Annotated in this window: 12 protein-coding genes; 9 read left to right on the top strand and 3 right to left on the bottom strand. The window is 69.4% G+C overall.

From position 1 onward, the window contains the following. Positions 1 to 3 precede the first annotated feature (3 nt). Positions 4 to 804, bottom strand: coding sequence for an SDR family NAD(P)-dependent oxidoreductase (locus AMYAL_RS0127525; protein ID WP_020634493.1), 801 nt, complete (start codon positions 802 to 804; stop codon positions 4 to 6). 78 nt (positions 805 to 882) lie between these two features. Here AMYAL_RS0127525 and AMYAL_RS0127530 point away from each other — a divergent pair, with 78 nt between their 5' ends. Then, positions 883 to 1,458: a TetR/AcrR family transcriptional regulator gene (locus tag AMYAL_RS0127530; protein ID WP_020634494.1), complete on the top strand. Its 576-nt coding sequence runs from the start codon at positions 883 to 885 to the stop codon at positions 1,456 to 1,458. Between the two features lie 149 nt (positions 1,459 to 1,607). Then, positions 1,608 to 3,587, top strand: a complete 1,980-nt coding sequence (locus AMYAL_RS46235) for a HelD family protein (protein WP_143267818.1) — start codon at positions 1,608 to 1,610, stop codon at positions 3,585 to 3,587. Between the two features lie 81 nt (positions 3,588 to 3,668). Here AMYAL_RS46235 and AMYAL_RS0127540 read toward each other — a convergent pair whose 3' ends face one another. Both AMYAL_RS0127540 and AMYAL_RS0127545 read right to left on the bottom strand, forming a co-directional pair. Next, complete coding sequence (locus AMYAL_RS0127540; RefSeq protein ID WP_020634496.1) at positions 3,669 to 4,493, bottom strand: NAD-dependent epimerase/dehydratase family protein; 825 nt, start codon at positions 4,491 to 4,493, stop codon at positions 3,669 to 3,671. Between the two features lie 35 nt (positions 4,494 to 4,528). Beyond that, the gene (locus AMYAL_RS0127545) at positions 4,529 to 5,347 is read right to left on the bottom strand and encodes an IclR family transcriptional regulator (protein ID WP_020634497.1); all 819 of its coding nucleotides are present in this window, start codon (positions 5,345 to 5,347) and stop codon (positions 4,529 to 4,531) included. Between the two features lie 154 nt (positions 5,348 to 5,501). Here AMYAL_RS0127545 and AMYAL_RS0127550 point away from each other — a divergent pair, with 154 nt between their 5' ends. The 7 genes from AMYAL_RS0127550 to AMYAL_RS0127580 all read left to right on the top strand — a co-directional run bounded on the left by AMYAL_RS0127550 (position 5,502) and on the right by AMYAL_RS0127580 (position 15,558). Next, positions 5,502 to 7,013: a sodium:solute symporter family protein gene (locus AMYAL_RS0127550; RefSeq protein WP_020634498.1), complete on the top strand. Its 1,512-nt coding sequence runs from the start codon at positions 5,502 to 5,504 to the stop codon at positions 7,011 to 7,013. A 47-nt stretch (positions 7,014 to 7,060) separates the two neighbouring features. After that, positions 7,061 to 8,005, top strand: coding sequence for a 5-dehydro-4-deoxyglucarate dehydratase (locus AMYAL_RS0127555; protein WP_020634499.1), 945 nt, complete (start codon positions 7,061 to 7,063; stop codon positions 8,003 to 8,005). Positions 8,006 to 8,007: 2 nt separating this feature from the next. Next, positions 8,008 to 9,264, top strand: coding sequence for a glucarate dehydratase family protein (locus AMYAL_RS0127560; protein ID WP_020634500.1), 1,257 nt, complete (start codon positions 8,008 to 8,010; stop codon positions 9,262 to 9,264). A 4-nt stretch (positions 9,265 to 9,268) separates the two neighbouring features. Next, positions 9,269 to 10,435, top strand: a complete 1,167-nt coding sequence (locus tag AMYAL_RS0127565) for a hypothetical protein (protein ID WP_020634501.1) — start codon at positions 9,269 to 9,271, stop codon at positions 10,433 to 10,435. Beyond that, positions 10,432 to 11,889: an aldehyde dehydrogenase (NADP(+)) gene (locus tag AMYAL_RS0127570; RefSeq protein WP_020634502.1), complete on the top strand. Its 1,458-nt coding sequence runs from the start codon at positions 10,432 to 10,434 to the stop codon at positions 11,887 to 11,889. Before AMYAL_RS0127565 ends, AMYAL_RS0127570 begins: the two co-directional genes overlap by 4 nt. 108 nt (positions 11,890 to 11,997) lie before the next feature. Beyond that, a complete protein-coding gene (locus AMYAL_RS0127575) occupies positions 11,998 to 14,349 on the top strand; it encodes a polysaccharide lyase 8 family protein (protein WP_026467503.1) in 2,352 nt (783 codons plus the stop codon). A 60-nt stretch (positions 14,350 to 14,409) separates the two neighbouring features. After that, positions 14,410 to 15,558 carry an epoxide hydrolase family protein gene (locus AMYAL_RS0127580; protein ID WP_020634504.1) on the top strand — a complete coding sequence of 383 codons (1,149 nt, stop codon included), beginning with the start codon at positions 14,410 to 14,412 and terminating at the stop codon, positions 15,556 to 15,558. The last annotated feature ends 64 nt before the right edge of the window (positions 15,559 to 15,622 follow it).

Raw genomic sequence — 15,622 nt, forward strand, 5'->3', positions numbered from 1 at the left:
ACCTCAGAAGGCCCCGCGGACGGTGCCGCCGTCGACGCGGATCGTCGCGCCGCTGATGTACTCGGCGTGCGGGCCGCACAGGTAGGCGACGGCGCCGGCGATTTCGTCGGGCCTGCCGTAGCGGACGCGGTCGTTGGGCACGATCTCGCGGACCGAGGCGTGCTCGATCTCCTCCCAGGTCCGGCCCCAGCCGCGTTCCGGCGCCAGTGCGGTCAGGAACTCCTGGACGGCGGGGACGAGGATCGCGCCGGGCGCGACGATGTTGGAGGTCACGCGCGTGCCCGCCAGGTCGCGGGCGAGCGAGACCGCCAGGTTGTGCCGGGCGGCCAGTGACGCGTTGTAGTGCGGGTGGCTGTCGAACGGCTGCGTGGCCAGCCCGCCTCCGATGGTGACGACCCGGCCGTAGTCGCGCTCGCGCATGGCGGGAACGAGCCGCTGGATCATCCGCACGCCGGAGACGACGTTGACGTTGTAGGTGGTCAGCCAGACATCGGCGGTGGCCTCGGCCCAGTTCAGATGTTCGTAGGCGCCGGCGTTGTTGACCAGGATGTCGACGACGCCGCCGTCGAGTGCCTGTTCGGCGGTCCGGTCCGCGCCGTCGTCGGTGCCGAGATCGCCCACCGCGATGACCGCTTTCCCGCCGTTTTCGATGATCGAGCCGGCGATCGCCTGCGCGCGTCGGGTGTCACGTCCGTGGATGACGACCTCGGCACCTTCGGCGGCGAGCAGTCGGGCGGTGGCCTCCCCGAGCCCGGATGTCGAGCCGGTGATCAGTGCCCGGCGTCCGGTGAGCTGCAGATCCATGAGAAATCCTTCCGAGGCGAGCTATGTCTACAGCTGTATACTACGCTCAGTTATGTAACCACCTGTAGACTTGCTCGCATGAGCCGCACCACACCCCGAGCCCGCAACGCGGCCGCGACCCGGCAGGCCATCCTCGATTCGGCGATCACGGCGTTCACCCGCCACGGCTACGACGGGGTCGGCCTCCGCGAGATCGCGGCCGAGGCAGGCGTGACGGCGATCTTGATCAACCGCTACTTCGGCTCCAAGGAAGCCTTGTTCGCCGAGGTCGTCGATGTCTCGTTCGCGCAGCCCACGATGATCCCGAGCGACCCGGCCGACCTCGCCGAGCTGACCGCCCGCGCTCTCGTCGCCCGCACCGCCCCGGACGCCGACCATCTCGGCCCGTTCGAACTGCTGCTCAAATCGGCGGCCAATCCGAGAGCGGCGGAAATCATGCGGGCAGGCATCGGCAACCACGTCGGCGCGCGTTTCACCGGCGCGCTGGAAGGCGCTCATGCCGGGGAACGCGCCGAGCTGGGGCTCGCCCTGCTGGCGGGCACCTGGCTGATGCGCCGGATCATCGGCACACCCGCGCTGCGTGACGCCGACCCCGAAGAGCTGACGGCTCAGGTCGCCCGCGTCCTCGCCGTGATCGTCGAGCAACCCGGCTGAGGCGGCGGAAAAGAACAAGACTGTTTCTCCCGGAGGTCGCGGTGCACGCTCGATGGCATTGATCGCCGACCCGAGGGGGACGCGTGCCCGGCAGTGAGATCGACAGGGAACAGGAATACGTGGCGACCCTGTACGCCCGTCTGGACGCCATGCGGGAGGAGGCGGCCGAGCGGCTGGCCGCGGCCGGGGACCGGGAAGCCGCCGGTGTCTGGCGGGCGGAGGTGGCCCGCTTGGACGCGGTGGAGCAGGGGCTGTGTTTCGGGCGGCTGGACCTGCACGACGGCAGGCGCGTCTATGTCGGCAGGCTCGGCCTGTTCCGGGGCGAAGGCGGCGAACCGTTGCTGGTGGACTGGCGGGTGCCGGTGGCGCAGGCGTTCTACACCGCGACGGCGAACGCTCCCGACGGCGTGCGGAGACGACGGCGCATCACCACACGCGGCCGGACCGTCGTCGCGCTGGACGACGAACTGCTGAACCCGGACGGTGCCGTCGACGACGGCCTGGTCGGCGAGGCCGCGTTACTGGCCGCCGTGACCGCGGAGCGGACCGGTCGGATGCGCGACATCGTCAGCACCCTTCAGTCCGAACAGGATCGGATCGTCCGGCACGAGTCCGGCGGGGTGCTGGTGGTGCAGGGCGGTCCCGGCACGGGGAAGACGGCCGTCGCGCTGCACCGGGTCGCGTACCTGCTCTACACCCGTCCGCTCCTGCGCACGCGCGGTGTTCTGGTGGTGGGTCCCAGCCGGGTCTTTCTCGATTACATCGGCCAGGTCCTGCCGGGCCTCGGCGAGAACAGCGTGGTGACCACGACCATCGCCGACCTGAGACCGGACGTCGAGGTCAGCCGGGTGGATCCGCCGGGAACCGTCGAGTTCAAGGGCGCGGCGGTCATGGCCGAACGGCTGGCGGCGGCGGTGCGGTCGCGGGTCCGGGTCCCGGATCACCCGGTCGACATCGAGTTCGAGCAGCAGGTGTTGCGGCTCGGCCCGCGCGAGTGCGGCCGTGCCCTGCGGAAAGCCAGGCGGACCGGACTGCCGCACAACCAGGCCAGGCTGGTCTTCCACCGGGAGATCGTGGAAGTGCTCGCGCGGCGGTTGATCGCGGAGATGGAGGCGGTCGTGCTCACCGAAACGGGGGAGGCGATCGATGGCGGCAGCCCGGACGGCCGCCTCGGCGAGGCCGATCTGCGCGCGCTCGCCGCCGCCGGCGTCGTGATCGACCAGGACGACGGGCCGCGGACCCTGTCGGACGAGATCGACCGGACCGGTTTGCGGGACTCCTTGCTCGCCGACACCGGCGTCCGGGCCGTACTCGACATGCTGTGGCCGCCGCTGACGCCGGAGCGTGTGGTGTCGGACCTCCTCGGCGAACGGGCGGACGGCTGGAGCGCCGCGGACATCCCGTTGCTGGACGAGGCCGCGGCCTTGCTCGGCGCCGGGCAGGCGACGTTCGGGCACGTGGTCGTCGACGAGGCGCAGGAACTGTCCGAAATGGACTGGCGGATGCTGATGCGCCGGTGCCCCAGCAGATCGATGACCGTCGTCGGGGACCTCGCCCAGACCGGGAGCCCGGCGGGCACCGCGTCGTGGGACCGCGTGCTGCGGCCGCATGTGGGGGATCGGTGGCGGCTCGCCGGGCTCACGGTCAACTACCGCACGCCGTCGGAGATCATGGCCGCCACCGCGGATCTGCTCGCCGTCCACCATCCCGGAACGCCCCCGCTCCGGTCGGTCCGCTCGACCGGTGAGCCACCGTGGCGGATCGGCACCTCCAGGACCGGCCTGATCGCGACCGTCGCGGACCTCGCCACGGTGCACACCGACGGTCAACTCGGGATCATCGCCCCGAACGACCTCGTCGAGCCGCTGGCCGCCGCGTTGTCCCTCGCCGTCCCGCCGGACCTGACCGGCGAGGCCGTCCTGCTCACCCCCGCGCAGGCCAAAGGCCTGGAATTCGATTCGGTCCTGATCGCCGACCCGGCCGGAATCCTCGGCGCCGCGGCGCAAGGCCACAACGATCTCTACGTGGCCATGACCAGAGCCACCCGTCGGCTGGGGATCGTGCACCCCGGTCGGCCACCGGCGGAACTGGCCGCGCTGCGGGAACTCGGTCGCCCCGGCTGGCCGTGAGTGGCAAGTCCGTGAAGGCCTCCTTGAGGGACTCTGAGTCCCTCAAGGAGGCCTTCACGGACTTCCGAACGAGACCAGCGGTCAGAGCGGGTTGTACGCCCCCAGCGGAGCGGTGCAGAAAGGACCGCCGACGTACTCGGCCGCCACCCCGGTCGGAGCGGGCATGTCCGCCAGCTGGTCCGCGTAGGTTTCCGCGTTGTCGAGCGACTTGTAGCCCAGCTCCTCGGCTTCGGCGAGCGAGTAGATCCGGCGCGTGTTGTCGGAGACGCCCCAGATCAGCCGGTAGCCGGGGGAGGGGTAGCTCAGGCAGGCCTCGAACAGGCGGGCGCCGTCGTCGGGGGAGAGCCAGGTCGTCAGGCCGCGCGGGCCGAGGACGAGCGGACTTTCGAAGCATGAGCCGATCCGGATGACGATCACGTCCATGCCGAACCGCGAGTGGTACAGGCTGCCGAGCGCTTCGATGGCCGCCTTGCTGACGCCGTAGTAGGTGTCGGGTCGCGGGGTGGAGTCGGCGGGGAGGCCGTTCTCGCCAGCCTCGTCGTTGCGGCGGAAGCCGACGGAGTGGTTGCTGGAAGCCAGGATCACGCGTGGCACGCCCGCCGCCCGCGCGGCTTCGAGGACGGTGTGGGTGCCGTTGATGTTGACGTCGAGCGTGGCTTCCCACGAGCTCTCGCGGCTGTGCCCGCCGAGGTGGATCACCGCGTCGACGCCCGCGCACGCCTTCGTCATCGCTTCGGGGTCGGTCACCGACGCGATGATCAGCTCGACGTCCTCGCCGCCCGCGGCTTCGGGCTGCGCGGCCAGGTCGAGCAGCCGCAGCACCCGGCCGGAACGGCGCAGCCTCGACCGCATCAGGGTGCCGACGATGCCCGCCGAGCCGGTGATCAGGACGCGCTGGTCTGCCATGTGAACCCCTTGTCAGTAAAGGAAGTGCGGGATGATCAGCGGATGCCGGCGCGGCGCAGTTGCTGGCCGAGTTCCGCGGTGATTTCGGCGAGGAGTTCGCCGACGCGCCGGGCGTCGGCGTCGGTGACTTCGGTGATCGGCATGGAGCAGCTGATCGCGTCCGTGCCGGGGATGCGGTACGGGATCACGGCCGCGACGCACCGGACACCGAGGCTGCCTTCCTCGATTTCCGCCGCATAGCCGCGTTCGCGGGTCTTCGCGCATTCGGCGTGCAGCGCTTCGGCCGTGGTGATGGTGTTCGGGGTCAGCGCCGACAGTTCCCCGGTCAGGAGCCCGTCGATCTCGTCGTGCGTCAGTTCGGCCAGTAAAGCCTTCCCCAGCGCTGTCGCGTGGGTGGGCAGCGTGCGGCCGACGCGGGACACGAGATGCGTCGAGTGCCGTGACTCGCGTGTCTCCAGGTAGACGACGTCGGTGCCCTCGCGGCGCGCGAAGTGCGCGGTGAAACCGGTCTTCTCCCGGATCCGCTCCAGCGCCTCGGTCGCGTACGGGACGACCGGGTCGCGGTCCAGGTACGCCGTGCCACAGATCAGCGCGCGGACGCCGAGACGGTAGCGGGCGGTGTTGGTGTCGACTTCCAGCCAGCCGGCTTCGAGCAGCGTGCGGAGCAGTCCGTGCAGGCTCGACCTGGGGAAACCGGTCCGCGCGTGGAGATCCGACAGGGAAAGCCACACGTCGTTCGCGGCGAAGGTCTCGATGAGATCGATCGCCCGCCGGGCCGACTTGACCCCGGCGGGCTCAGGCGCCGCGGACGCGCCGTTCTCCACCGTGACAGCGGGGGCTCCCTGCTGTGGCATCCGCACTCCTCCAACCGGCCGTTGACTTGTGACCCTGGCCATATTAGCGTCCCGAACAGCGTTCTTATAGATGAACATAATCACTATAACAGACTCCGTTCATGAATGTGAACAGGTCGGGCTGGACCTTCGTGAACGCGGAAAGGAGTCAGCGGTGCATTTGCTGGACTGGATCATGGTGTCCGCGTATTTCGTGCTGATGGTGGTGATCGGGCTGTGGTCGCACAGCCGGGTCAACACGGTCAGCGACTTCTTCACCGCCGGCGGGAAGATGCCGTGGTGGCTGGCCGGTATTTCCCACCACATGTCCGGCTACAGCGCGGTCCTCTTCGTCGCGTACGCGGGCGTCGCCTACACGGACGGCATCACCGTCTACTTCTGGGGCATGGCCAGTATCGGTATCGGCGTCGGCATCGGCAGCTGGCTGTTCGCCGCGCGCTGGAACCGCCTGCGCTCGAAGCTCGGTGTCGCCTCGCCGCTCGAGTACCTGGCGAAGCGCTTCAACGTGCCCACCCAGCAGGCGCTGGCCTGGAGCGGCAGCCTCCTGAAGATCTTCGACATCGCGGCGAAGTGGTTCGCGGTCGCGACGATCCTCAACGTCTTCGCGGGCGTGCCCTACACCTGGGGCATCGTCATCACCGGTTCGATCACGCTGATCTACTGCACCGTCGGCGGCCTGTGGGCCGACGCGCTCACCGACTTCGGCCAGTTCGTCATCCAGGCCATCGCGGCGATCGTGATGCTGTGGGTCGTGCTGGACAAGCTCGGCGGAGTCTCCGGCCTGTGGACCGTGTGGGGAGACCTCCCGCCCGCCCACCTCAACCCGACCACGTCGAAGTTCACCACCGTGGTGTTGCTCGTCTACGTGCTGGTGAAGACGCTGGAGTACAACGGCGGTATGTGGAACCTGGCGCAGCGCTACATGGCCGCGCCGAACACCTACGAAGCCCGTCGCGGCGCGCGGCTCTCCTCGATCCTGTACCTGGTGTGGCCGCTGGTCATGATGTTCCCGATGTTCGCCGCCCCGCTGCTGATCCCGAACATCTCCAACCCCAACAACGCCTACGCGATCATGACCACGACGTTCCTCCCGCCGGGGCTGGTCGGGCTGGTACTGGCCGGGATCTTCTCGCACACCATGGCGATGGTCTCCTCCGACGCCAACGCGATCTCCGCGGTCATCACCCGCGACATGATGCCGGTGCTGTGGAAGAAGGCCCGGAGCTTCACCGAATCGCAGGGGCTGCTCGCCGCGCGGATCTCGACGGTGATCTTCGTCGTGCTGACCATGGCGGTGGCCACGCAGGCCGAGAAACTCGGCGGTGTGCTCGGTATCGTGGTGCTCTGGGTCGCGGCGCTGATGGGCCCGATCTCGGTACCGCTGCTGCTCGGCATGCTGCCGGCGTTCCGCCGCTCCGGCTCCCGCGCGGCGCTGATCTCGTGGGCGGGCGGTCTCATCGCCTACGCGATCGCCTACTACGGCTACAACGCCACCCTCGCGGTCACCGTGTCCACCCCGATCCTGGTCTCGCTGGCGCTGTTCATCGGGCTCGGCTACCTCATGCCCGAGCGCAAGGCCACCACCGACGAGATCATCGACACCATCGACCGCGACGACGACGTCACCCCTCGCAAGTCGCAGGAGGGCACCACCGTGCCCGCCTGAACGGGACCCGAACCCGTGATCAACCGATAAGAACGAAAGAGAAATCCATGGCGCAGACCAAGATTGAGCTCGACGGCCTACTGGCGTTCCCCTTGACCCCCTTCACCGAGGGGCTGGAACTCGACCTCGACGTGTTCGCGGAAACCGTCGAGAGCCACGTGGCCGCCGGAGCCGGCGCACTGTTCGTCGCCTGCGGTACGGGCGAATTCAGCTCGCTGTCCCCGGACGAGCACGCAGCGATCCTGCGTAAGGCTCGTGAGGTCGTCGCCGGGCGGGTGCCCGTCTGGGTCGGCGCCGGCGGTGGTGCCGCGACGGCTCGTGCCGGGATCGCGGCGGCGGAGGCGGGCGGCGCGGACGGCGTCCTCCTCCTGCCGCCGTACCTGGTGACCGGTCCGCCTTCCGGACTGGTCGACCACGTCCGGTACGCCGTCGGGGATTCCTCGATCCCGGTGATCGTGTACCACCGTTCGACCGGTGTGTTCACCCCGAACTCCGCCGTTGAGCTCCTCGACATCCCGTCGGTGGTCGGTCTCAAGGACGGCTTCGGCGACGTCGAACTCATGAGCCGGATCATCACCACGATCCGTTCGGTCGACACCGACCGCGCCCGTGATTTCCTGTTTTTCAACGGTCTTCCCACGGCCGAGGTCTCCGCGCGTGCCTATGCCGCGGTCGGCGTGGCGCGCTACTCCTCGGCCGTGCACTGCTTCGCCCCCGAGATCGCGGCCCGCTTCCACCGCGCGCTCGCGGAGAAGGACGACGCGGTCATGGAGGCGCTGCTCGCAGGGTTCTACCTGCCGCTCGTGGCGCTGCGGGACGAGGGACAGGGTTTCGCCGTGTCGCTGGTCAAGGCCGCTGCGCGGCTTCGCGGTGACAAGGTCGGCTCGGTCCGGCCGCCGCTGGTCGAGCCGACGGGCGACCAGATCGCCCGCCTGGAGAAGATCGTCGACGACGGATTCGCCGTCCTCAAGTCCGTCGAGGCCGGTGCCTGAAGATGAAGGTTCTCGACGTAGTCCTGACCCCGGTCGCCTTCGCCGACCCGCCGCTGCTCAACGCGATGGGCGTGCACGAGCCCTTCGCGCTGCGCGGTGTCGTCCAGCTGATCTGCGAGGACGGCGTGGTCGGCCTCGGCGAGTCCTACGGTGACCTCGCGTTCCTCGAACAGGTCCGCAAGGTGCTGCCGGAGCTCAAGGGACACGACGTGTTCGACCTGCCGGGCCTCCGCCGGAAGGTCGCCACCACGCTGGGCGAGGTCGTCTTCGCCGACGCGCACGGGCTCACCGGCGGATTCTCCGTCAGCAAGACCGTGGCCAGCGTGTACTCGCTGTTCGAGGTCGCCGCGCTCGACGCGCAGGGCCACTACCTCGGCAGGCCGGTGGTGGACCTGCTCGGCGGCAAGGCGCGGGACGCCGTCGACTTCTCCGCGTACCTGTTCTACAAGTTCGGCGCCCACATCGGCGCCGAGGCGGACTCGTGGGGCGAGGTGACCACGCCGGAGGCACTCGTCGGCGAGGCACGGCGGATGGTCGACGAGTACGGCTTCCGCTCCATCAAGCTCAAGGGCGGTGCCTTCGACCCCGACCAGGAGATGGCCGGGATCCGCGCGCTCGCCGAGGCGTTCCCGGACCACCCGCTCCGCATCGACCCGAACGCGGCCTGGACCGTCGAAACCGGGATCCGGGTCGCCGAGGAGCTCGACGGCGTCCTGGAGTACCTCGAAGACCCGACGCCGGGTATCGAAGGCATGGCGCGGGTCGCCGAGAAGGCGAACATGCCGCTGGCCACGAACATGTGCGTCGTGCGCTTCGCGGACATCGAGCCCGCCTTCCGGCAGCGAGCGGTCGGGGTCATCCTGTCCGACCATCACTACTGGGGTGGCCTGCGGGACACTCAGGCACTGTCCATCACGGCGGAATGCTTCGACGTGGGGCTTTCCATGCATTCGAACAGTCATCTCGGGATCAGCCTGGCCGCTATGGTGCACGTGGCCGCGGCGACGCCGCACCTGACCTACGCCTGCGACACCCACTGGCCGTGGAAGACGGCCGACGTCATCGCGCCGGGTGCGCTGGAGTTCGTCGACGGTGCGGTCGCGGTGCCCGACAAGCCGGGGCTGGGGATCGAGCTCGACCCCGACGCGCTGGCACGGGCCCATGAAGACTATGTCCGCAGTGGACAGACCAAACGGGATGACGTGACCTATATGCGGAAGTTCGTCGGAAACTTCGAACCGAACACAGCACGGTGGTGACCGGGTGAAGGTCACCGGATACGCCTACCCCTGGGACGTCGTCGACGATCCCGGTTTCGTCGAGCGCGTACGGGAACTCGGCGTCGACGAGGTCGCCGTCGCGGTGTCGTACCACAGCGCCCGCGCGGCGACGCCCTGGTCGCCCGAGCGCACCTCGGTCGTCGCACGCCACGCGGCGCTGTACCGGCCGGTACGCGACGAGGCCTGGGGTGAGCTGAAGCCCGCCGAACCGGACTGGGTGGAGAGCCGCGACAGCGCGGGCGACGCCGTCCGGCTGCTGAACGAGGCGGGGATCCCGGCCGCGGCGTGGATCGTGCTGACGCACAACTCGCAGCTGGGCCTCCAGTTCCCGGATTACACCGTGCGGAACTGCTTCGGCGAGCGGTACCCGTGGGCGCTGTGCCCCGGCCAGCCCGCGGTGCGCGAGTACGCGGCGAACGTGACGGCGGAAAGCCTCGCCGGACTCGGCTTCGCCACGGTGATCCTCGAAGCCTGCGGCCCGCTCGGCGCCGTGCACCAGCACCAGCACGAGAAGACCGACGGCGTCTGGTCGCCCGCGGTGGCGCGGCTGCTGTCGATCTGCTGCTGCGACGCCTGTCTCGACACCTGGGCCGCCGCCGGTCAGGACCCGGCGAAGGCGCTGGGCAAGCTGCGGGCCGAGGTCCGGCGGCTGATCGACAGCGGTGACCTCCGGGCCACCGAGGACAAGATCCTGCCCACCTTGCGGCAGGTTCTGCTCGACGCCCGCCAGAAGGCGACGGACGCGCTCCGGCGTGAAGTGCTCGCGAAGATCCCGTCCGGCCCCCGGATCGTGCTGCACGGCGCGATGGACCCGTGGGTCACCGGCGCGCTGCCGGGGCTGACGCCGTCGGCGCCGGACGACGTCGACGCGGTGGTGCTGCAGAACTGGGTACCCGGTCACCCCAGCGTGGGCGCGGTCGCGACGGCACGGGCGAAGCTGCCGGAGAAGGTCGCCGTCGGCAGCTACATCACCGCTGTGGCGGCGAGCCCGGTGCCCGACATCGAGGCCTACACCACCGAACTCGGCAAGGCAGGCGCCACCGAACTGCACCTGTACCACCTCGGCCTCGCCGGCCCTGGACGCTGGGCGGATCTCATCGCCGCCGTCAGCGCCGCACAAGAACTCGTTGAGGAGAAAAGAAAACCATGAGCCAGGCAACAGATCCCGCCACGCTCGAACAGATCCTCGCGGCTGCCGCCGATGCGGCAGGCACGGCGGCGGCCGCGACCCCAGTCCAGCGAGCCGCATGGCTGAACGCGGCCGCGGACGCCCTCGACGCGGCCGCCGACGAGCTGGTCGCGCTGGCCAACCAGGAGACGCATCTCCCGGTCGCCCCGCGGCTGCAGGGTGAGCTCAAGCGCACGACGTTCCAGCTGCGCCTGTTCGGCGAGGTGCTGGCCGACGGTTCGTTCCTCGGCGCCACCGTCGACCACGCGGACGCCGCGTGGCCGATGGGACCGCGGCCGGACATCCGCCGTCTGCTCACCCCGATCGGGCCGGTGCTGGTGTTCGCCGCCAGCAACTTCCCGTTCGCGTTCAGCGTCGCGGGCGGCGACACCGCGTCGGCGCTGGCCGCCGGATGCCCCGTTGTGCTCAAGGCGCACTCCGGTCACCCGGAGCTGTCCGCGCGCACCGGCGAGATCCTGCGTGAGGCACTGATCAAGGCCGGTGCGCCGGAAGGGATCTTCGCGGTCGTCTATGGCCAGCAGAACGGCGTGACCGCGCTGAAGGACCCGCGGATCCAGGCGGCGTCGTTCACCGGCTCGGTGCCGGGCGGGCGCGCGCTGTTCGACATCGCGACTTCGCGTCCGTCGCCGATCCCGTTCTACGGCGAGCTCGGCAGTGTCAACCCCGTCGTCGTCACGCAGTCGGCGATCGACGCGCGCGGCGAGGCGATCGCCAAGGCGTACGCGGGTTCGTTCACCCTCGGTGCCGGGCAGTTCTGCACCAAGCCGGGACTGCTGTTCCTGCCCGAGGGCCACGGCCTGGAAGACACCCTGCGCGAGGCCGTCTCGACGATCCCGGCGCAGCCGATGCTCAACGAGCGCATCGCGGCCGGTTTCGCCGACGGACTGGCGAAGCTGAGCGACGTCGATGGCGTCGAGGTGCTGTCGGAATCCGGTGGCGCGGAAGGGATCTCGCACGGCGCGACCCTGCTCGCCACCACCGCCAAGGCCTTCCTGTCCGACGCCGACACGGTCCGCGAGGAGTGCTTCGGGCCCGCGTCGCTGATCGTCACCTACACGGACCAGGCCGAGCTGGTCAGCCTGCTCGGCGTGATGGAACCCGGTCTCACCGCGACCATCCAGGGCGAAGAGTCCGATGTGGACTGGATCCGCCCGGTACTCCCGTCGCTGACCCGCGTCGCCGGTCGCCTGCTGTGGAACGACTGGCCGACCGGGGTCACGGTCAGCTGGGCACAGGAACACGGTGGTCCCTACCCGGCGACCACCGCGCCGACCAGCACCTCGGTCGGCACCGCCGCGATCGAGCGGTTCCTGCGGCCGATCGCCTGGCAGGGCTTCCCCGACGCGCTGCTGCCGGAACCGTTGCAGGAGAACAACCCGTGGGACCTGCCCCGCAGGACCGACGGGAAACGCTAGAAACGCTCGTGAGTGATTTGGGTCGTTCCAACGGCCCAAATCACTCACGAGACGCAGCACCCGCCGCCGCCCTCAGTACGCGTCTTCGACCCCTTGGGAGGCTTCGCCATGCCCGGATTCGGTTACGTCGACAGGAGAACGGCCTTGCGGGGAGGCGCGGCCGCGGCCGCTTCGGTAGCGCTCACGACCGCTCTCGCGAGTCCCTCGTCAGCTCAAGCAAAGGCTGCGGGGACGGCGGGTATGGCTTCGATCATCACCGGCTACCGCGAACTCCAGACCGGGATCGACCGGCCGTCGGCGGAACGCGCCGCCGCGCTGGCGAACCTGGACCGGGTGGCGAAGTCCTATCACGACAGCATGACAAGCGGCAGCGGTCCACTGTGGAAGGATCTCCCGCTCGGTCCCGGCAGCGAGTTCACGACGTCGATGTACGCGAGGCTCCGCGCGATCGCGGTCAACTGGGGCACCCCCGGTGGCGCGCTGGCGGGCGACCCGGCCGTGCTCGGCCGCATCAAGGCGGCGCTGGAACTGCTGTACACCAGCGATCAGTACAGCGAGAAGACCGCCGAGATCGGCAACTGGTACACCTACGAGATCGGCATCCCGCTCTATCTGCTGCACATCCTCGCCACCGTCGCCGACGAGCTGACCCAGGACGAACTCGCCAAGTACCTCAAGCCGGTACTGAAGTTCTCCGGCAACCCGAACCTCCGCACGAACAACCCGAGCGTCGTCGAGACCGGCGCCAACCGCGCGGACAAGTCGACGATCTCCATCGTGTCCGGCGCGATGCTCGGCGACGCCGAACGGATCAAACGCGGCGTCGGGGCCTTCACCGACGTCGAAGGCGGGGGAGTGGCGAGCGTCATCGCCAAACTCCACCGCGCGGCCGGCGACGGCTTCCACACCGACGGCTCGTTCATCCAGCACGATTCGGTGCCGTATCCAGGCCACTACGGGATCGTCCTGCTCACCGCCGTCGCGTCCGCCATCCACGTCACCAAGGGCACTGAGTTCGAGCTGCCCGCCGACGTCCGCGACGCGGCGTACGGACTGGTTTCCGACACCTTCGCGCCGTTCGTCTACGCGGGCGCGCTGATGGAGTCGGTCCGCGGCCGGTTCCTTTCCCGGCAAGGGGAATCCGCGCACGACATCGGGCATCAGCTCACCGGCGCGATCGTGCTGCTTGCGCGGTCGGCGAACGGGAAACGCAAGGAAGAACTCGGCGGGCTCGCCGCGAAATGGATCACCGAGGACACCTTCGCGCCGTACCTGAAGATCCCCGATCCCGAACGGTTCGCGCCGGGCCCCGACCTCGTCGGCATCCCCGGCATCGAATTCGCGCAGGAGCTGCTGGCGACCGGGATCCGCCCGGCACCCACGGTCGCGACGCACCGCGTGTTCGGCCAGCAGGACCGGATGGTGCACATCAGCGAAGGCTGGTCGGCCTCGCTCGGCGTCGCCTCGACCCGGATCTCGCGGTACGAGTCGGTCAACTCCATGAACCTGCACGGCTGGTACACCGGCGACGGTTCGCTGTACCTGTTCCTGCCCAAGGCCAAGGGACACTTCACCGACGCATACTGGCCGACCGTCGACCCGCGGCTGCTGCCGGGCACCACCACCAAGACCGGCGCCACCCCGGCGCTGGAGCAGGTGCCGCTGACCGGCAAGGACCACTGCGGCGGCGTTCGCTGGGACGCGCGGCACGGCGCGCACGCCCTCGACTTCGTCTCGCAGGACGGCACTCTGACCGTGAAGAAGTCGTACTTCTTCACGCCGTCGGGGGTGGTGTGCCTCGGTGCCGGGATCACCGACACTTCGGGCGAGTGGATCCGGACCACGATCGAGAACCGCAACCTCGGCGAGAACGGCTCGGGTGTCCTGCTCGCCGACGGCCATCTCGTCGGCGGCTCGGAGTCCTTGCGGCGCAAGCGATGGCTGCACCTGGAGAAGGTCGGTGGGTACGTCCTGCTCGACGACGCCGAGGTGACCGCGCTGCGCGAGGACCGGACGGGGACCTGGCGCGACGTCGACAAGGGTGCCAACACCAAGGGCACCACCGTGCCCTACACCCGGCGCTACCAGAAGCTGGTGATCGAGCACGGGGCCAGGCCTTCGGGCGCGAGCTACGCGTACGCCGTCTTGCCCGCCGCGTCGGTGCTGGAGACGATCGCCTCGGCCTGGACGTGGCGCGTGCGGTCCAACACCGTGACCGTGCAGGCCGTCCGGCTGTGGAACGCGACGCTGCTGGCGAACTTCTTCGCCGCAGGCTCGGTCGACGAGGTGTCGGTGTCCGGTCCGGCGTCGGTGGCGCTGGGACGGACGGGGAACGGCTGGCAGCTGGCCGTTTCGGATCCGACGCAGCGGCAGGACGTCCTGCGCGTGACCGTGCGGCGCAAGACCGTGGAGGTGCCGGTGAAGGACACCTTCGGCGCGACCCAGATCGTCCGCGTTTAGCCGACCGAATGCGGACCATTCAGGTCAGTTTCTGGCCTGAATGGTCCGTATGGTCGGCTCATGACCGACATCGAGCAGTTCCGCATCGACATCCCGCAGTCCGATCTGGACGACCTGACCGACCGGCTGGCCCGCACCCGCTGGCCGTCGGCGCTGCCCGGTGCCGAGTGGAGCAGGGGCGTCCCGGTCGCCTACCTCAAGGACCTGGCCGAGTACTGGCGAGACGGCTACGACTGGCGAGCGTGGGAGAAGCAGCTCAACGAGTTCCCGCAGTACACCACCGAGATCGACGGCCAGCGCGTGCACTTCCTGCACGTCCGGTCGCCGGAACCGGACGCGATCCCGCTGATCATGACGCACAGCTGGCCCAACTCGATCGCCGAATTCCTGAACGTCCTCGGGCCGCTCACCGACCCTCGGGCCCACGGGCTCGACCCGTCGCGTGCCTTCCACGTCGTCGCGCCGTCCCTGCCGGGCTTCGGCTTCTCGCCGTTCCCCGAACCGGCCGACGAGCAGCCGTGGGACATCGCGAGGGTGGCGCGGACCTGGGCCGTGCTGATGAGCCGTCTCGGCTACGAACGTTATGGCGCGCACGGCAACGACGCCGGCGCGCTGGTGACGCCTTGTCTCGCGGTGCACGCGCCCGAGCACGTCATCGGCTCGCACATCACGTCCGGACTCGGTGTCCCGATGGGGGATCCGGCCGATTTCGAAGGGCTCACCGAACAGGACCAGGCCGATCTGACGGGGCTGATGGAGCGGTTCGCGGGCGGCAGCGGCTACGCGCCGTACCTGACGAACAGGCCGCAGACGCTGAGTTTCGGTTTCCTCGACTCTCCGGTCGCGCAGCTGGCTTACCTGGTCGAACGGTTCAAGGAGTTCGACGGCTGGCCCGAAGGCGCGGCGCCCGCCGAGCCGATCGACCGCGACCTGCTGCTCACCAACGCGACGCTGTACTGGCTGACCGGGACCGGCGCGACCGCGCTGTGGCCGTACTACGAGGGCGCGGCCGCGATGCCGGTCGACCAGACGGCGGTGCCGACCGGTGTCTCGCACGGCGGCCCGGCCGCCCTGCGCAAGATCGCCTCGCGCAAGAACGACGTCGCGCGCTGGGCGGATCACGAGAGCCCGAGCCATATGGTCGCGATGGCCGTCCCGGACGACGTGGTGACCGAACTCCGCGCGTTCTTCGGGAATCTCCGGAACTGATGTCGAGCGGTGGTCGTCGGCTCCGACCCACGGACGACGCTAAAGTCGAAGTGACCCCGTGGAG

Origin of the sequence: Amycolatopsis alba DSM 44262, from assembly GCF_000384215.1 — a bacterium.
Classification (GTDB): Bacteria; Actinomycetota; Actinomycetes; order Mycobacteriales; family Pseudonocardiaceae; genus Amycolatopsis; species Amycolatopsis alba.